General features: G+C 68.5%; 18 protein-coding genes. 11 read left to right on the top strand and 7 right to left on the bottom strand.

Annotated elements, in window-relative coordinates; all coding sequences use genetic code 11:
• Positions 1–35: 35 nt before the first annotated feature.
• Complete coding sequence (locus VFL64_RS21775; protein WP_489542483.1) at positions 36–1,253, bottom strand: FAD-dependent monooxygenase; 1,218 nt, start codon at positions 1,251–1,253, stop codon at positions 36–38.
• A 243-nt stretch (positions 1,254–1,496) separates the two neighbouring features.
• Between VFL64_RS21775 and VFL64_RS21770 the strand changes: the two genes are divergently transcribed.
• From VFL64_RS21770 to VFL64_RS21745, 6 genes are all read left to right on the top strand, one after another.
• Positions 1,497–2,036, top strand: a complete 540-nt coding sequence (locus VFL64_RS21770) for an FxDxF family PEP-CTERM protein (RefSeq protein WP_489542482.1) — start codon at positions 1,497–1,499, stop codon at positions 2,034–2,036.
• Between the two features lie 122 nt (positions 2,037–2,158).
• Complete coding sequence (locus VFL64_RS21765; protein ID WP_489542481.1) at positions 2,159–3,178, top strand: SPFH domain-containing protein; 1,020 nt, start codon at positions 2,159–2,161, stop codon at positions 3,176–3,178.
• An 11-nt stretch (positions 3,179–3,189) separates the two neighbouring features.
• Positions 3,190–4,773, top strand: a complete 1,584-nt coding sequence (locus VFL64_RS21760; protein ID WP_489542480.1) for a DUF4178 domain-containing protein — start codon at positions 3,190–3,192, stop codon at positions 4,771–4,773.
• Between the two features lie 46 nt (positions 4,774–4,819).
• Positions 4,820–5,038, top strand: coding sequence for a DUF350 domain-containing protein (locus tag VFL64_RS21755; protein WP_489542484.1), 219 nt, complete (start codon positions 4,820–4,822; stop codon positions 5,036–5,038).
• 107 nt (positions 5,039–5,145) lie between these two features.
• On the top strand, positions 5,146–6,690 hold the full coding sequence (locus VFL64_RS21750) for a polyamine aminopropyltransferase (protein ID WP_489542479.1): 1,545 nt from the start codon (positions 5,146–5,148) through the stop codon (positions 6,688–6,690).
• Positions 6,687–8,279, top strand: a complete 1,593-nt coding sequence (locus VFL64_RS21745) for a flavin monoamine oxidase family protein (protein WP_489542478.1) — start codon at positions 6,687–6,689, stop codon at positions 8,277–8,279. The genes VFL64_RS21750 and VFL64_RS21745 overlap by 4 nt, the downstream gene beginning before the upstream one ends.
• A gap of 4 nt (positions 8,280–8,283) precedes the next feature.
• On the opposite strand, the gene VFL64_RS21740 is transcribed toward VFL64_RS21745, so the two are convergent.
• Positions 8,284–8,811, bottom strand: a complete 528-nt coding sequence (locus VFL64_RS21740) for a thioesterase family protein (RefSeq protein WP_489542477.1) — start codon at positions 8,809–8,811, stop codon at positions 8,284–8,286.
• The gene (locus VFL64_RS21735; protein WP_489542476.1) at positions 8,808–9,224 is read right to left on the bottom strand and encodes an LIC_13387 family protein; all 417 of its coding nucleotides are present in this window, start codon (positions 9,222–9,224) and stop codon (positions 8,808–8,810) included. The genes VFL64_RS21740 and VFL64_RS21735 overlap by 4 nt, the downstream gene beginning before the upstream one ends.
• Positions 9,225–9,306: 82 nt before the next feature.
• Here VFL64_RS21735 and VFL64_RS21730 point away from each other — a divergent pair, with 82 nt between their 5' ends.
• Positions 9,307–9,762 carry a MarR family winged helix-turn-helix transcriptional regulator gene (locus VFL64_RS21730; RefSeq protein WP_489542475.1) on the top strand — a complete coding sequence of 152 codons (456 nt, stop codon included), beginning with the start codon at positions 9,307–9,309 and terminating at the stop codon, positions 9,760–9,762.
• 6 nt (positions 9,763–9,768) lie between these two features.
• On the opposite strand, the gene VFL64_RS21725 is transcribed toward VFL64_RS21730, so the two are convergent.
• Positions 9,769–11,163: an aminopeptidase P N-terminal domain-containing protein gene (locus VFL64_RS21725; RefSeq protein ID WP_489542474.1), complete on the bottom strand. Its 1,395-nt coding sequence runs from the start codon at positions 11,161–11,163 to the stop codon at positions 9,769–9,771.
• A gap of 31 nt (positions 11,164–11,194) precedes the next feature.
• A complete protein-coding gene (locus VFL64_RS21720; RefSeq protein ID WP_489542473.1) occupies positions 11,195–11,947 on the bottom strand; it encodes a hypothetical protein in 753 nt (250 codons plus the stop codon).
• Positions 11,948–12,090: 143 nt separating this feature from the next.
• On the opposite strand from VFL64_RS21720, the gene VFL64_RS21715 reads away from it, so the two are divergent.
• Both VFL64_RS21715 and dmeF read left to right on the top strand, forming a co-directional pair.
• Positions 12,091–13,071 carry a potassium channel beta subunit family protein gene (locus VFL64_RS21715; protein WP_489542472.1) on the top strand — a complete coding sequence of 327 codons (981 nt, stop codon included), beginning with the start codon at positions 12,091–12,093 and terminating at the stop codon, positions 13,069–13,071.
• On the top strand, positions 13,068–14,036 hold the full coding sequence (dmeF, locus tag VFL64_RS21710) for a CDF family Co(II)/Ni(II) efflux transporter DmeF (protein WP_489542471.1): 969 nt from the start codon (positions 13,068–13,070) through the stop codon (positions 14,034–14,036). Before VFL64_RS21715 ends, dmeF begins: the two co-directional genes overlap by 4 nt.
• A 12-nt stretch (positions 14,037–14,048) precedes the next feature.
• Here dmeF and murU read toward each other — a convergent pair whose 3' ends face one another.
• The gene (gene murU, locus VFL64_RS21705) at positions 14,049–14,741 is read right to left on the bottom strand and encodes an N-acetylmuramate alpha-1-phosphate uridylyltransferase MurU (RefSeq protein ID WP_489542470.1); all 693 of its coding nucleotides are present in this window, start codon (positions 14,739–14,741) and stop codon (positions 14,049–14,051) included.
• Positions 14,738–15,058: an S-adenosylmethionine decarboxylase family protein gene (locus tag VFL64_RS21700; RefSeq protein WP_489542469.1), complete on the bottom strand. Its 321-nt coding sequence runs from the start codon at positions 15,056–15,058 to the stop codon at positions 14,738–14,740. The genes murU and VFL64_RS21700 overlap by 4 nt, the downstream gene beginning before the upstream one ends.
• A gap of 112 nt (positions 15,059–15,170) precedes the next feature.
• Between VFL64_RS21700 and tkt the strand changes: the two genes are divergently transcribed.
• Together tkt and VFL64_RS21690 are read left to right on the top strand one after the other, a co-directional pair.
• On the top strand, positions 15,171–17,198 hold the full coding sequence (gene tkt, locus VFL64_RS21695) for a transketolase (protein ID WP_489542468.1): 2,028 nt from the start codon (positions 15,171–15,173) through the stop codon (positions 17,196–17,198).
• Positions 17,199–17,238: 40 nt separating this feature from the next.
• The coding region (locus VFL64_RS21690) for a glyceraldehyde 3-phosphate dehydrogenase NAD-binding domain-containing protein (RefSeq protein ID WP_489542467.1) at positions 17,239–17,635 on the top strand (397 nt) is incomplete at its 3' end.

The raw sequence follows: 17,635 nt of genomic DNA, 5'->3' as shown, positions 1-17,635 counted from the left end.
CGGCGCTGACGCACCGGCTGCTTTGAGCCGCCGGCTCAGCGTGGTCCGTACATCATCTGGCGGGCCAGCGCCGATTTGATCGGCCGCAGCGACTGCAGCGCCATCATCCCCAGCCCGCGCGCGGCACCAGCGCCCGGCAGCTTCCAGGTGAAGCTGCGCGCAAGGAAGTCTGTGGCGGCGATCATGGCCCAGCGGTCGGGGGCGCGCTGCCATTCCAGCTTGCGCAGCACGTTGTCGACATCGCTGGAGCGCGACAGCGCATGCACCAGCTCGAAAGCGTCGCGCAGCCCGAGGTTCAGTCCCTGGCCCGCCACCGGGTGCAGCGTTTGCGCCGCATTGCCGATGCGCACCGTGCGGCCATGCGTCAGCGTGCGTTCGGCGATCAGGCCGAGCTCGAAGCGCTTGAGCGGCGACACCGCGGTCAGCGTCCCGACTTCAGGATGGAAGATCGTGTTGAGCACGGCCAGGCGCTGCGCGTCGTCGAGTTCGCCGACCGGGTCGTCGTCGCGGCCCACGCACCACACGAGCGCGGCGCGGTGGTCTTTCAAGGGCAGCAGCGCCGCCGGCCCGTGGCGCGTGAAGCGCTCGTACGCGACGCCGGCTTTCGTGCTGGCGAGCGTCACCGTGCCGACCCAGGCGTGCTGTGCGTAGTCGTGGCGCAGCGGTGCGCGCACGCGTTGCGCGGAAGAGGCCGCCACTTCGCCGGCGAACACGCCGCCTTCGGCCACCACCGCGAGGTCGAAGCTCTCGGCGATGCCTGCGTCGAGTTCCACGCTGCGATCAGCCTGCTTCAGGGCTTGCACCGGCGTGCCGAAGCGCGTGCTCAGCCGCGCAGGTTCGCGCTCACTCGCAACCTGCCAGGCAGCCTGCAGCGGCGCGACGATGGCGCCATAGCTCAGCACGGCACCGAGCATCGGCACGCGCTCTTCGGCAGCCGAGATGCGAACCTCGGGCTCGCCCAGCACGTCGGCCAGCACGCCGCCCAGCGAAGGCGCCTGCTGCGACACATGCACTTCGAGGATGGGCTGGCCTGCATCGGCCTGCCATGCGCCCAGGCGCTGGAGTAATTGCACGCTGCCCAGGGAGAGCGCCAGCGTGCGCGGGTCACCCGAGACGTCTTGTGCGAGAGGGCGGCTGTCGAAGAGGCTGATGTGCGTGTCGGGCAGTGCCTTCGCCGCGTGCAATGCGAGCGCAAGCCCGACGGGACCGGCGCCCACGATGGCGAGGCGAAGCGGGGGATTTTGATCGGCCATGCGCAAAGCATACCCACGCTGGCCTGGTACGCCAAAAGTGCCTCGGAAGTGGGGTGTTTGAGAGGTTTGTCACACCCCGAGCCGCATCCCCGAAAAATGCCAATTCTCGAGACACCTGGATGAGGGGGTGTCGAGGCGGCGTTCCGTCCCGTGAACCGGGGGGAGCGCGGTGAGACAGCTGCAGGGGGTGCGTGGCACATTGAGTTACGCGTTTTCGACGCACCCAATTCCCCCGGAGGCTTCATGAAATTCAAGTCGTTGGTTGCTGCGCTGGCTCTGGTGGCAAGTGCCGCCCCGGCCATGGCCGCATGCACTGAAACGTTCAACCTCGGTGTGATGGGCCCACCCGCCCTGCGACTGTTCGGCAACGATTTCGGCTCGGCTCAGCACTTCGAGGACTGCTACAACTTCACGCTGAGTGGTCCGGCGGATTCGTTCGGCTTCACGCTGACTTTCGATGGTTCGACGCGCCGCGACATCGACCTCACCGGCATCTCCCTCTCCGGGGGCAGCCTGGCGCAGTCGCTCTTCGATCCGACCGAGTCGAGCTTCAGCTTCAGCAACCTGCTGGCCGGCACCTACCAGTTCGTCATCACCGGTGACGTGACGGGCCGCAATGGCGGCCTGCTGGGTGGTGGCCTGGTGGGTTACGGTGGCAGCTTCGTGACCACCGCCTCGTCGGGCGGCATTGCGGCTCCCGTGCCCGAGCCGCAGACCTATGCGCTGTTGGCGCTGGGCCTGCTGGCTGTGGGCTGGACGGTGCGCCGCCGCAGCGACGCCTGATTCCTTGCAGAGAGGGCCGGGGGGCCCGACACACCAAAGGCGGACTCCGGTCCGCCTTTGTCGTTTCTGCGCCGGATGAACGCCTCTATCATCGGCGCGCCAACTCTTCACGGGAGACCGACATGGGCCTGATGGATTTCATCAAGAAGCAGTTCATCGACATTCTGGAGTGGCAGGAGTCCGGTGACGGCACGCTCGCCTGGCGCTTTCCCGTGGCCGACAACGAGATCCAGTACGGCGCCTCGCTCACCGTGCGCGAGTCGCAGATGGCGATCTTCGTCAACGAGGGCAAGGTGGCCGATGTGTTCGGCCCCGGCATGTACAAGCTCACCACGCAGACGCTGCCGGTGCTCACCTACCTCAAGAACTGGGACAAGCTCTTCCAGAGCCCGTTCAAGAGCGACGTGGTCTTCTTCAGCACGCGCCAGCAGATCGACCAGCGCTGGGGCACCACGCAACCGGTCACCATCCGCGACAAGGACTTCGGTGCCGTGCGCCTGCGCGCCTTCGGCAACTACGCCTACCGCATCGTCGACCCCAAGCTCTTCTTTACCGAGATCTCGGGCACGCGCGCCGCCTACACCGTGGCCGAGCTCGACGGCCAGCTGCGCGGGCTGATGCTGCAGCACATCTCCGACGCCGTGGCCTCGAGCGGCGTGGCCTTCCTCGACCTCGCGGCCAACCAGGTCGAGTTCGCCAAGGCCTTGCAGGAGGCCACCGCGCCCTCGTTCGAGAAGCTCGGCCTCAAGCTGGAGGCGGTGACGATGCAGAGCGTCTCGCTGCCCGAGGAGCTGCAGAAGATCCTCGACCAGAAAATCGGCATGGGCATGGTCGGCAACGACATGGGCAAGTTCATGCAGTACCAGACCGCGCAGGCGATTCCGAAGTTTGCCGAGGGCGCGGGCTCGGGCGGCGGCGGCATCGCCGGCGACGCAATGGGCCTGGGCGCCGGGGTGGCGCTCGGCCAGGTGCTGGCCGGCCAGCTGGCCGGGGGTCTGCAAGGCGCGCAACCGGCGGCCACCATCAAGCCCGACGAGGTGATGGCCACGCTGGAGAAGCTGGGCGACTTGAAGGCCAAGGGCATCCTCACGCAGGAAGAGTTCGACGCCAAGAAGGCCGAGCTGCTGAAGAAGCTGGTCTGACGCGCTAGGTCTTGGCCACCGAACCCAGCCCGCAGCGTGCGTACCGCGCCGCGTGCCCGAACTGCGGCGCGCCGGTCGACTTTCGCTCGGCCGCGTCGGCCTTCGCCGTCTGCAGCTTCTGCCGCAGCACCATCGTTCGCGACGGCGAGGCGCTGCGCAAGATCGGCGAGAGCGCCGAACTGTTCGATGACCACTCGCCGCTGCAGCTGGGTGCCGCTGGCAAGTACCAGGGCAGCGGCTTCACGCTGGTGGGCCGGCTGCAGTACCGCTACAAAGACGGCACCTGGAACGAATGGCATGCGCTTTTCGACACTGGCCGCAGTGGCTGGCTGAGCGAGGACAACGGCCGCTACGTCTTCGCCTTCGACCTGCCGCTGGAGGGCGAGGTACCCGCACCCGACGCCTTGCGCGCGGGCGCGCCGCTGACGGTGGCCGGTCAGAGCTGGTCGGTGGGCTCCGTCACCGTCGCCAAGCTGATTGCCGCGCAGGGCGAACTGCCCTTCAAGCCCAACACCGAGCGGGGCTTCGTGGTGGCCGACCTGCGCAGTGCGCGCGACGAGGTCGGCACGCTCGACTACAGCGATGCCGCAGCCCCCAAGTGGTCGATCGGCCGTGCGGTCGCGATCAGCGAGCTGGCCATGAGTGGCCTGGCCGACAGCGCCGAGAAGACGCTCAAGGCGCGCAGCATCGAGTGCCCGAGTTGCGGCACGTCGCTGGAGATCAAGCTCTCCACCACGCAGTCCATCGTCTGCCACCAATGCCATGCGGTGGTCGATCTCTCGCAAGGCGTGGGTGGGGATCTCGCCCACTATGCACAGGACAACGGCAGCGAGCCGCAGATCCCGCTCGGCAGCATCGGCAACCTCAGCCTGGGGGGCAAGCCGATGCGGCCGTGGCAGGTGGTGGGCTACGTCGAGCGCTGCGAGCAGGGCAGCGATGACGATGGCGAGCAGAGCTTCTGGCGCGAGTACCTGCTGTACCACCGCGAGGAAGGCTTCGCGTTTCTCGTCGATGCCGAAGACGGCTGGAGCTGGACGGTGCCGCTCACCGGCGTGCCCACCCAGGCCGGTGCCGAGATGCGCTACCGCGGCGACAGCTACCGCAAGCTCTACAACTACACCGGGCGGGTGACCTATGTGCTCGGCGAGTTCTACTGGCAGCTCAAGCGCGGGGAACTGACTGACAACACCGACTACCAGGGCACCGGGGCGGCGCGCAACAAGCGGCTCAATCGCGAAGTGACCGATGGCGAAGTGGTCTGGTCCGGTGGTGAGACGCTCGGCGCCGATGTCGTGCTGAAGGCCTTCCGGCTGGCGCCTGAGAAGAGCGCGGCCCTCAAGCGCGATGCATTGCCCACGTCCGGCAATGCAGCCGGCCTGCTGGCCAAGGTGTTCTTCTGGGTCTTCGTGGTGGTGATCCTCTTGATGCTGTTCCGCTGCAGCGACGACGACAACCGCGACTGCAGCAACCTGCGCGCCACCTACGGCGAAGCCTCGCAGGAGTACCAAAGCTGCCTGGCCAACAACCGCAGCGGCGGCTACCGCACGGGCGGAGGCTCCTTCGGCGGCTATTCGAGCGGCGGCGGGCACAAATGAGCGCCCGGCCTTCGCCCAAGTTCACTTCTCAAAGGAGAGTCTCATGATGGGAATCGAATGGCTCAAGCCGGCTGTCTTCTTCGGCTCCATCCTGTATGCGCTGATCGGCGTGTTCGTGTTCGCGATCAGCTTCGTCATCATCGACAAGCTCACGCCCTATGACCTGTGGGGCGAGATCGTCGAGAAGAAGAACGTGGCGCTCGCGATCGTGGTCGGGGCCATGAGCATCGCCATCGGCCTCATCGTGGCTGCCGCAATTCATTGAGCCCCCCAGTCGCGTCGCTCCTGCCCCAAAGGGGCGCCACCCAGCGGATCGGCGAAGCCGGCTCCGCGGGTGTGGCTTGATGGGTGCTTCGCTGCGCTTGCACTTCAATGAGTGAAGCTTCAAACGTTCGGATCCGCCCGGCCGAAGTCGCGCTGCTGGCGTCGGTGTTCGTCGTGGCCGCCTGCGGGCTGGTCTACGAGCTGGCGGCTGGCGCGCTGGCGAGCTACCTGCTGGGCGATTCGGTACTGCAGTTCTCCACCGTCATCGGCAGCTACCTGTTCGCGATGGGGATCGGCTCCTACCTGTCGCGCTTCTTCGAGCGGCAGCTGGTGGCGCACTTCCTGCGCATCGAGCTGCTGGTGGGCCTGGTCGGCGGGTTGATGCCGGCAGCGCTGTTCGCGCTGCAGACGCTCGCGCCGCCCTCGTTCCGCTTCGCGCTCTATGGGCTGGTGCTGCTGGTGGGCATCCTGGTCGGGCTGGAGATCCCGCTCGTGATGCGCATCCTCAAGCGCCACTTCCGCGAACGCTATGCGCTCAAGGACCTGGTCTCGCAGGTGCTCACCTTCGACTACCTCGGTGCGCTGGCCGTGGCCATTGCCTTCCCGCTGCTGCTGGTGCCGCAGCTCGGGCTGGTGCGCACTGGCGCCTTCTTCGGCCTGCTGAACGCCGGCGTGGCGGTGTGGGCGCTGTGGCTCTTTCGTGCCGAGCTGCGGCAGCTCTCGGCGCACGTGCTCGCCTGCATCGGTGTGGTCGCGGCGCTGCTGGCTGCGATGGCCAGTGCCGAGCGCATCAGCACCTGGGCCGAAGACCGCTTCTATGCCGACCGCATCCTCTACAGCGAGACCAGTGCCTACCAGCGCGTGGTGGTGACGGCCAGCCGCGTCGGTGTGCGCCTTTTCCTCAACGGCAACCTGCAGTTCCATTCGCGCGACGAGTACCGCTACCACGAGAGCCTGGTGCACCCCGCGATGTCGGCTCACGGCGCACCCAAGCGCGTGCTGGTGCTGGGCGGCGGCGACGGCATGGCGGTGCGGGAGGTGCTCAGGTACCCGAGCGTCGAAGAGGTGACGCTGGTCGAACTCGATCCGCACATGACGAAGCTGTTCGCCGAGCAGCCGCTGCTGCGCCAGCTCAACGGCGACGCGCTGCACTCGCCCAAGCTGCGCATCGTCAACACCGATGCCTTCGCCTGGCTGGAGAACACGCCGGGCAGCTTCGACGTGATCGTGGTCGACTTCCCCGACCCGACCAACTTCTCCATCGGCAAGCTCTACACATCGAGCTTCTACACGCTGATCGACGCCCACCTCGCGGCCTCGGGTTACGCCGTCGTGCAGACCACCTCGCCGCTGATTGCGCGCAAGAGCTTCTGGACGGTGGCCACCACCATCGAATCCACCGGCTTGCAGACCACGCCTTACCACGCGCACGTGCCGAGCTTCGGCGAGTGGGGCTTCATCCTCGCCAGCCGGCGGCCGTTCCGCCTGCCCACGGCCTTGCCGGCGGGGCTGCGCTTCCTGAATGTCGACGGCCTGCCGGCGCTGCTGCAGTTCCCGCCCGACATGGCGCGCGTGCCGGCCGAGGTCAATCGCCTGTCGAACCAGGTGCTGGTGCAGACCTTCGAAGAAGAGTGGGGTCGGATTCACCAATGAGCTTCAGCCGACGTGCGCTGCTGGCCGCGGCGGCGGCTGTGCCACTCGCTGCCTGCCGCCGCGCACCGGAGCCGCAGTTCGACGGCGGCTGGGTCGGCGCGCAGCACGAGCGCGGCCACCGGCTGCGCGATCTGAAGAGCGGCAAGCTGCCGCCGCCTGCGCTGCAGCGTCGCGTCGGTGCGCTGGTGGTGGGCGCCGGCGTCGCCGGCCTGGCCTGCGCACGCGCGCTGGCACAACGCGGTGTCGACGACGTGCAGGTGCTCGACCTCGAAGACCGTGCCGGCGGCAACAGCCGCGGCCACCTGATTGCCGGCATGGCCTGCCCGCTGGGCGCGCACTACCTGCCGCTGCCGGGCGAGAAGGCCGACGAGGTCGTCGAGTTGCTGGCGTCGCTGGGCCTGAGCCGCGTGGTGAACGGGCAGCGTGTCTACGACGAACGCCACCTGTGCCACAGCCCGCAGGAGCGCTTGTTCATCGACGGCCAGTGGCAGGAAGGCCTGCTGCCCGTGATCGGCCAGAGCGACGAGACGCTGGCGCAGTACCGCCGCTTCGCCGCCGAGGTGGCGCGTGCGCAGCGCCTCGGCTTCAGCATTCCCACCGCGCGCTCGCCCTGGACGCCCGAGCACGCCGCGCTGGATGCGGTCACCTTCACCACCTGGCTCGACGCCCGAGGCCTGAACGCACCCGCCCTGCGCGGCTACCTCGACTACTGCTGCCGCGACGACTACGGCGCCGGCAGCGCGCAGGTGTCGGCCTGGGCCGGGCTGCATTACTTCGCCAGTCGCCACGGCTTCCACGCACCGGGTGCGCAAGAGAGCGACGAACGCGAGGCCGTGCTCACCTGGCCGCAAGGCAACGCCTGGCTCACGGAGCGCCTGGCCGCACCCCTGGGTGAGCGCATCCATGCGGGCAAGCTGGCGTTGCGGGTCGACGAAGGTCGGCACGAGGTGAGCGTGGACCTCTGGGACGCGGCGACACAACGCGTCGAGCGCTGGACCGCCGACCAGGTGGTGCTGGCCACGCCGCTCTTCATCGCCGCGCGCCTGCTCGCCTCGCCGCCGCCGGCCCTGCAGGCCGCTGCCACGCAGATGCGCTACGCCCCTTGGCTGGTCGCCAACCTGCACGTCGACGGCGTGCTCGACGGCGTTGGCGGTGCACCGCCCTCGTGGGACAACGTGATCCACGGCAGCGCCTCGCTCGGCTATGTCGACGCCATGCACCAGAGCACCCGCCCGCACCCCGGCCCGACGGTGCTCACCAGCTACTGGGCGCTGGGCGGCGACAACGCCGAGCAGCTGCAGGCGCAGCGCGCGAAGCTGCTGAGCGACGACTGGTCGACCTGGTCGCAACGTGTGCTGGCCGACCTCGCGGTGGCCCACCCCGACCTGCCGCGCAAGGTCAAGCGCATCGACCTGATGCGCTACGGTCACGCCATGAGCATTCCGCTGCCGGGCGTGCGAGGCAGCGCGGCGTTGAGGGCGTTGTCAGAGACAAGCGGCCGCGTGCGCTACGCCCACAGCGACCTCTCGGGCTACTCGGTGTTCGAGGAGGCCTGCACCCACGGCGTGCGGGCCGCGCAGCGCGCCTGACGCGTTACCACGCCGCCGCCATCACCTCGCGCTCGGCCGCCAGCCAGTGCGCCACCTGGCCAGGCACTTCGGTGGACGGCACGTCCAGTCCCATCTTGGCGTACGACACCGCATTGGGCACGAAGCCCTGCTTCGACACCGCCGCACCCTTCATGTAGCCGGCGGCGCACAGCTTGCCGCCACTGGCGAACTCGAAGCGCATGTAGTTCCATTGCGCGTCGGTGGCGTCGAGGCGGAAGCGCAGCTCGTAGGTCTGGAAGGGCTTGAGCCCGCGGCGGTAGCTGATGAAGGAGCCGCCGCTCATCGGGCGCCAGCCTTCGCGCAGCATCACGCCGGCGAAGCCGGTGCGCACGAAGTACTCGATCAGCATCAGGTCGATGACCGTGAGGTAGCGGCCGTTGTTCATGTGGCCGTTGATGTCGAGGTCGTTGGGCAGCACGCGCAGGCGGCGCGTGAGCGTCTCGCCGGGGGCCAGGCGCGGCAGACGCCAGCAGCGCAGCAGGGTCAGGATGAGGCGGAGGTAGAGGTTCATGAGAACAGGGCCAGCGCGAGTGCGGCGAGGTAGCAGGTGAAGGAGAGCGCGATGCCGCGGAACGGGATGCTGAACCAATAGGCCTTGCCGACCACCAGCAGGCCGCCCAGCATCAGCGCGCCCACGCCGAGAAGAAAGGGCGAAGCGAACAGCCAGTCGGGGTGGGCGACCGCGAGCTGTCCGTAGACGAGGCCGAACAGGATCGCGCCGAAGCTGTGGCTGGCGTTGAAGCCGAGCCAGGCCTTCCACATGGTCGTCTGGCGGCTGATGACGGGCGCGACCCGCATCATTTCTGTCTGCAGGGCCGGGTCGCGCGGCGTGAGCTTGGAGCCGCTGAAGGTGTAGAGCAGGTGCAGGCAGCCGAGCACGAAAAGGATCGCGGCGCTGCAAGCCATCAGAATCTGGGCCGGCACGGGAGGTCTCCGGTGAGTGGCAGAGACCTCATATTAGTTCAATATCGAACCATTTTCAGATCGACCTGGTTTCAATCGTTTCATGCGCACCCCTTCATCTCCCCACGGAACTGCGGCCTGGCTGTCGGTGGTGCGCGCCTACCACCTGTGCGAGCGGGTGATGTCGGCGCGCCTGGCACCGCTTGGCGTCAAGCTGGCCGAGCACGAGGTGCTGGCCAACCTGAGCACCGCGCCGGGCATCACGCAGCAGGTGCTGGCGGCGCGCAGCTTCAACGCCAAGAGCCACGTGAGCATGCTGCTCAAGCAAATGGAGGCGCAGGGCCTGGTGCGGCGCGAGGCCAACCCGGCCGATGCGCGCGCCAAGTGCCTGTTCCTCACCGAGGCCGGCACGGCGCTTGCGCGTCAGACGATGAAGGTGCAGGCCGAGGTGGTCAGCCGCATGGCGGCACCGATGACGGTGAAGGAACTCGACCTGGTGGAGAAGCTGATGACGCCCGCCAGCGAGGTGCTGCAGGCCATGCTCGACGAAGGCCCGTGATGCGGCTCAGCCTGCACGCATCAGCGCTTCGATCTCGTCGCCTGCCACCGGCACGCCGCGGCTGATCAGCTCGCAGCCGTTGTCGGTGACCACCGCATCGTCTTCGATGCGGATGCCGATGTGCCAGTAGCGTTCGGGCACGCCTTCGGCCGGGCGAACGTAGAGGCCGGGTTCCAGCGTCACCACCATGCCAGGCTGCAGCTTGCGCGAGGGCGGCTTGACCACCGTGCCGCCCAGCCAGTCGGGCTGCTCCGTGGCCGGCTCGTCGAGCGCGAGGTACTCGCCCACGTCGTGCACGTCGCGGCCCAGCCAGTGGCCGGTGCCGTGCATGTAGAACTGGCGGTAGGCGGCCTTGGCGATCACGTCGTCGAGCGAGCCGTGCTGGTCGCGGCTGAGCAGGCCGGTGTCGAGCATGCCTTGCGCCAGCACCTTGACGGCCGCGGCGTGCGCATCGCGGTGGCGCGCGCCGGGGTGGGTGGCGGCCACGGCGGCCTCTTGCGCGGCCAGCACGATGTCGTAGAGCTCGCGCTGCGGCGCGCTGAAGCGGCCGGTGGCGGGGAAGGTGCGCGTCACGTCGCTGGCGTAGCCGTCGAGCTCGCAGCCGGCGTCGATCAGGCACAGCTCGCCGGCCTTCAGCTCGGCCGGGCCGGCGGCGTAGTGCAGCACGCAGGCGTTGGCGCCGGCCGCCACGATGGAGGTGTAGGCCGGGCTCTGCGCGCCGTGGCGGCGGAACTCGTGCAGCAGCTCGGCCTCGATCTCGTACTCGCGCACGCTGCCGGCGGGTTGCTCGCGGAAGCGCTGCGCGCAAAAGCGCATCGCACGCGCGTGGGCGCCGGCCGAGATGGTGGCAGCACGGCGCATGGTGGCGATCTCGTGCGGGCTCTTGATGAGGCGCATCTCATCGAGCAGCGCAGCGAGGTCACGGTGCGCGCCGGGGCTGGTGCCGCCCTGGTGGGAACGCTCGCGGCCGCTGGCCAGCCAGCCGGCCACGCGCTGGTCCAGGCCACCCGGGGCGCCGAACACGGTCCACAGCGTGCCCTGGTGGTTCATCAGCTCGGGCAGCTTGGCATCGAGCTGGTCGATGGGCTGCGCCTCGTCCACCCCCAGGGCCTCGGGCGCGGCCTGCGGGCCCAGGCGCAAGCCGTCCCAGATCTCGTGCTCGACGCTGCGCTCGCGGCAGAACAGCACGCTGTGGCCGTCGGCGCGCAGCACCAGCGCACTGCGCGGCTCATCGAAGCCGGTCAGGTAGTGGAAGTAGCTGTCGTGCCGGAAGGGGTGGTCGCTGTCGCGGCTGCGCAGCATCTCGGGGGCCGTCGTCACGACGGCGAGGCCGCCTCCTGCGGCGCGCAGGGCCTGCGCCAGCTGGGCGCGGCGCTCGCGGTACGGGCTGCTGCTGTTCATGGGCGCGATTGTTGCACCGCGCCCCGCCGCGCTACACCTTGCCGGTTCGCTTGACTGCCGGCGGCAGGTCGGGCGCGTTGGCGCGCTGGCGCAGGCGCTTGAGCTCGCGCATCATTTCGCGGTCGACCGAGGAGCCCATCTTGGCCGCTTCGGCGGCTGCCTGGCTGCCTTCCTCGCTGGACCGCTTGACGGCGTTCTTGTCACCGGCGAGTTGCTGGCGGGTGCGGATGTGGTTGGCCAGCGTTTCCACGGCTTCCAGTTCGCTGTGCGCGTCGGTCTTGGGCAGTGCGACCACGCGCTTGTCGGTCATGCGCATGCTCAGGCGGCACACGCGGTTGCGGTTGAGGTGGCGCAGGGTGTAGCCCTCGGCTTCGGCTTCGGTGACCGTCACGTCGCGGATGTTCTCGATGGCGACCTGGTGCACCTTGTGGCCCAGGCCGCGCTGGAACCACACGTAGTTGGCGCTGACGGTGACGCGCTCCCAGCGGGCCAGGTCCAGCCCCACCGCGCCCACCAGCATCAGAAAGCCCAGCAGGCCGACCCAGCCGAGGCTCCAGGCCAGGCCCACCCACATCACCACGCCGGAGGCCAGCACCAGGCCCACCACTTCGAGCATGGCGCGCTCGGGCGTGCCGTACACGCGCCGTTCGTAGCCGCTGATCTCGGGCTGGCCGCTGGCCAGCGGCGAGGTGGCCGCCACCACGGCCTTGGCGCCGCGGCCGAGCAGCACATGGCCGGCAACGGCAATCGCCAGCATGAAGGGGAGCATGAGGATGTAGGTCACGGCCGAAAGGTAACGCGAAGTTGCGCAGGGCGAAAGGGCCGCGGTGGCCGGCCTGCGGACGGCGCGGACATGCGGTCGATTCCGCACACTCAGTGGGGGCGGCACTGTGGCTAAGATGCCGCACTTCTTTACGAGGTGTAGCAATGGAATACCGGCGTCTGGGCCGCAGCGGGCTTCAAGTCAGCGAGTTGTCGCTGGGTTCGTGGGTCACCTACGGCAAACAAGTCGATACCTCGGCCGCCACTGAAATGCTGGCTGCGGCCATGGACGCCGGCATCAACTTCTTCGACAACGCCGAGGCCTATGCCGCCGGCCAGAGCGAGGTGGTGATGGGCGAGGCCTTCAAGGCCCTCAAGTGGCCGCGCCTGAGCTATGTGGTGTCGACCAAGTTCTTCTGGGGCCTTGCCCAAGGCGGCAACACCGTCAACCAGAGGAACACGCTCAACCGCAAGTACCTGTCGCAGGCGATCGACGGCTCGCTCAAGCGCATGCAGCTCGACCACATCGACCTCGTGTACTGCCACCGCCCCGACCCGAACACGCCGATCGAGGAGACCGTGTGGGCCATGAGCGACATGGTCACACGGGGCAAGGCGCTTTACTGGGGCACCAGCGAGTGGACGGCCAAGCAGATCCGGGCCGCCTACGACTTCGCCGAGCGCGAGCACCTGCACCGCCCGCTGATGGAGCAGCCGCAGTACCACCTGTTCAACCGCTCGCGGGTGGAGAAGGAGTACGCACGCCTCTACGAACGCATCGGCCTGGGCCTCACCACCTGGAGCCCGCTGGCCAGCGGCCTGCTCACCGGCAAGTACCGCAACGGCATCCCCGCCGGCAGCCGCGGCTCGCTCGAGAACATGGGCTTCCTGGTGAAAGACCTGACCGATGCGGCGCGCAACGCCGCCGTGGCCGAGCTGGAGCCGATCGCGCGTGACCTGGGCGGCAACGTCGCGCAGCTGGCCATCGCCTGGGTCAACCGCAACCCGAACGTCAGCACGGTGATCCTGGGCGCCTCGAAGCTCTCGCAGCTGCAGGACAACCTCGGCGCCCTGGCGCTCACGCCCAAGCTGACGCCCGAGGTGCTGGCGCGCATCGACAAGATCACCAAGCCGCTCGCGGGATGAGCACGCACCTGCATGACCTGCGCCCGTGGCAGCACAGCCACGTGTTCGACAGCGGCAACCAGCTGGGCGAGCAGCGCACGCGCTGGGTGCTGCTGATCACCCTGCTGACGATGGTCGTCGAGATCTTCGCCGGCTGGTGGACGGGCTCGATGGCCCTGCTCGCCGACGGCTGGCACATGGGCACGCACGCGCTGGCGCTGGGCGTCACGGCCGGCGCCTACTGGCTGGCCCGCCGCCATGCGAGCGACGCGCGCTATGCCTTCGGCACCTGGAAGATCGAGGTGCTGGGCAGCTTTGCCAGCGCCCTGGTGCTGGGCCTGGTGGGCGTGGGCATCGTGTTCGAGTCGCTGCTGCGGCTGTGGCGGGCCGAGCCCATCGACGCGCAGGTGGCGCTGGTGGTGGCCGTGATCGGCCTGGTGGTGAATCTGGCTTCGGCGTGGCTGCTGCATGGGGCGCAGGACGGTGAGCATCACCACCACCACCACGACCACGCGCATGGCCATCACGACCACCACCATGGGCATGGCGGCGAAGACCTCAACCTGCGCGCCGCCTACGCCCACGTGCTGGCCGATGCATTGACCTCGGTGTTCGCCATCGGCGCGCTTTCGGCCGCGCTGTGGCTGGGCTGGACCTGGCTCGACCCGCTGGTCGGCGTGATCGGCGCGGTGGTGATCGGCGTGTGGGCCTGGGGGCTGATGCGCCAGTCGTCGGCGATCCTGCTCGACCGCGAGATGGACCACCCGGTGACGCAGGAGGTGCGCGAGGCCATCGAGTCCGATGGCGATGCCAGGATCGCCGACCTGCACGTGTGGCGGATTGGGCGCGAGAGCTTTGCGGTGCAGGTCTGTGTGGTGGCTGACCAGCCCTTGCCGCCATCGGTGTATCGCGAGCGGCTGAAGCAGCACGAGGAGCTCGTGCACGTGGCCATCGAGGTCAACCGCTGCCCTCACGCACCTGCGTGAGGGGTGGGTTCGTCAGGGCGCGTTGAGCGCGTTCAGCCGCTCGACCGTGCCCACGTCGGTCCACGGTCCGTCGTAGCGCTGCGCGCTGATGCGCCCGGCATCGGCGCCGGCGCGCAGCAGCGGCGTCAGCGGCAGCTTTTCGCCGACCTTGACGGCCTTCACCATCTCCGCGCGAAACAGGCCCACGCTGGCCCAGGTCAGGCGCGGTTCGGTGTGCAGCGAGGCCAGGCCCTGGTCCGTGATGCCGAAGTCGCCCTTCGGATGGTGCGGCGCGTTCGGCACCAGCCACAGGTGGGCCAGGGCCGTGCCTTGTGCGAAGCGCCGGGCCGCAGCGGGGTCGAAACGGAAGCCGGGCAGGAACACATCGCCCGACACCACCCAGAAGCAATCGCTCGAAGCATCGGTGAGCAGCGGCAACGCCTTGGCCATGCCGCCCGCGGTTTCGAGCGCGCCGCCGTGGTCGCGGCCCTCCAATGAATACGTGATGCGAACGCCGTGACGCGCGCCATCGCCCAGGGCGTCGACGATGCGCTCTTCCAGCCAGGCGGTGTTGACGACGATCTCGCGCACGCCCTCACGCGCCAGCGCCTCGATGTGCCACACGATCAGCGGCTTGCCGCGCACCACCAGCAGCGGCTTGGGCGTGTGGTCGGTGAGCGGGCGCATGCGCTCGCCGCGGCCGGCGGCCAGGATCAGGGCCTTCATGTGCCCTGGCCTCGTTCGATGGCGTGACGTTCCACCTGCGCGGGCGCGAAAGCCGCCAGCAGCATGTCGATCAGCGCGTGCGCCTTGTGCGTGTTGTCGGCGCCGTAGTTGCACACGTAGACGTCGAGCGTCACGGCCCCCAGCTCGGGCCAGGTGTGCACCGCCAGGTGCGACTCGGCCAGCAGCACCACGCCGGTCACGCCACCCGCTTGTTCCTGAGCACCGGGGAAGGTGTGGAACAGCTCGCCCACCGGCAGGAGCGTGGCATCGCGCACGGCGCCCAGGCACAGGCCGCGCAAGGCGGCGGGGTCGGTCATGGCGGGCAACTCCGTGGAGCATCCCCGCAAATCGGCGGTGAGGTGCAGGCCGTGCATGCCGGGATTATCGGGGCCCGTAAAATGCCGGGTTTCCCCCCAAACGCCGCCAGCCATGACCGCCATCGCTTCCAATACCTCCTTGATGGCGAACGCCATCCGTGCCCTGGCGATGGACGCCGTTCAGCAAGCCAATTCCGGCCACCCCGGCGCTCCCATGGGCATGGCCGAGATCGCCGTGGCGCTGTGGGGCCGGCACCTCAAGCACAACCCCGGCAACCCGCAATGGGCCAACCGCGACCGCTTCGTGCTGAGCAACGGCCATGGCTCCATGCTCATCTACGCGCTGCTGCACCTCTCGGGCTACGACCTGCCGATGAGCGAGCTGCGCAACTTCCGCCAGCTGCACAGCAAGACGCCGGGCCACCCCGAGGTCGGCATCACGCCGGGCGTGGAGACCACCACCGGCCCGCTGGGCCAGGGCTTCAGCAACGCGGTGGGCCTGGCCCTGGCCGAGAAGCTGCTGGCCAAGGAGTTCAACCGCGACGGCCACGCCATCGTCGACCACCACACCTACGTGTTCCTGGGCGACGGCTGCCTGATGGAAGGCATCAGCCACGAGGCCGCAGCCCTGGCCGGCGCCTGGAAGCTCAACAAGCTGATCGCCCTGTACGACGACAACGGCATCTCCATCGACGGCAAGGTGCAGCCCTGGTTCATCGACAACACGCCCAAGCGCTTCGAGGCCTACGGCTGGAACGTGATCGCCAAGGTCGACGGCCATGACGTCGATGCGGTGGACGCCGCCATCGCCCAGGCCAAGAAGGCCGACAAGCCGACGATCATCTGTTGCCAGACCACCATCGGCAAAGGCTCGCCCAACCGCGCCGGCACGGCCAAGGCCCACGGCGAAGCGCTGGGTGCCGACGAGATCAAGCTCACCCGCGAGGCGCTGGGCTGGGCCCACGAGCCCTTCGTCATTCCTGAAGAGGCCTATGAGAACTGGGACGCCCGCGTCAACGGCCTGGCGGCCGAGACCCGCTGGGTCGACGCCTACGAAGCCTATGGCCAGGCCCACCCCGAGCTGGCCGCCGAGCTGGTGCGCCGCATCGACGGCGAGCTGCCCAAGGGCTGGGCGCAAACCGCGGTCGACGCCGCCGTGGCCGCCCACACCAAGGCCGAGACCGTGGCCAGCCGCAAGGCCAGCCAGCTCGCGCTCGAAGCCTTCACCAAGGCCCTGCCCGAGCTGCTCGGCGGCAGCGCCGACCTGACCGGCTCCAACCTCACCAACACCAGCAGCACGCCGGCCCTGCGTTTCGACGACAAGGGCGAGGCCAACAACGGACGCCACATCAACTACGGCGTGCGCGAGTTCGGCATGGCCGCCATCATGAACGGCGTGGCGCTGCATGGCGGCTTCATCCCCTACGGCGGCACCTTCCTGACCTTCAGCGACTACAGCCGCAACGCCATCCGCATGGCCGCGCTGATGAAGCAGCGGGTGATCCACGTCTTCACGCACGACAGCATCGGCCTGGGTGAAGACGGCCCGACGCACCAGTCGATCGAGCACGCCGCCTCGCTGCGCCTGATCCCCGGCCTGGACGTCTGGCGCCCCGCCGACACCGCCGAGACGGTGGTGGCCTGGGCCTGCGCCATCGAGAGCAAGAACCGCCCGACGGCGCTGCTGCTGTCGCGCCAGAACCTGCCCTATGCGCCCAAGAGCGGCCTGGAAGACATCTCCAAGGGCGCCTACGTGCTGGCCGAACCGAGTGAAGTGGGCCTGAAGAAGAAGGCGCAGGCGGTGATCATCGCCACCGGCTCCGAACTCGGCCTCGCGCTGCATGCGCAGCAGCAGCTCGCGCAAAGCGGCATCGCCGTGCGCGTGGTCAGCATGCCCAGCACCTCGGTGTTCGACCGCCAGAGTGCGGCCTACAAGACCAGCGTGCTGCCGCAAGGCCTGCCGCGCATCGCGGTCGAGATGGGCGTGACCGACGGCTGGTGGAAGTACGGCTGCGCCGCGGTGGTCGGCATCGACACCTACGGCGAATCGGCCCCGGCCGGCGTGCTCTTCAAGCACTTCGGCTTCACGCCCGAGAACGTCGCTGACACCGTGCGTGTGGTGTTGCAGAACAAGCGCTGAACAACAGGTTTCCCGGTTTTTCAACTCAGGAGCGAATGACATGACCATCAAGATCGGCATCAACGGCTTCGGCCGCATCGGGCGCATGGTGCTGCGCGCCGCAGTCGCGAACTTCAAGGACGTCCAGATCGTCGGCATCAACGACCTGCTGGAGCCCGACTACCTGGCCTACATGCTGCAGTACGACTCGGTGCACGGCCGCTTCGAGGGCGAAGTCAAGGTCGACGGCAACACGCTGATCGTCAACGGCCAGAAGATCCGCCTCACCGCCATCAAGAACCCGGCCGAGCTGAAGTGGAACGAGGTCGGTGCCGACATCGTCGTCGAGTCCACCGGCCTGTTCCTGACCAAGGAAACCGCCGAGAAGCACCTGAAGGCCGGCGCCAAGAAGGTGATCATGTCGGCCCCGTCCAAGGACGACACGCCGATGTTCGTCT

The sequence above is a fragment of the Rhizobacter sp. genome (genome assembly GCF_035702065.1).
In the GTDB taxonomy this organism is placed as follows: Bacteria; Pseudomonadota; Gammaproteobacteria; order Burkholderiales; family Burkholderiaceae_C; genus Rhizobacter.
This window is presented reverse-complemented; position numbering and strand designations above follow the sequence as displayed.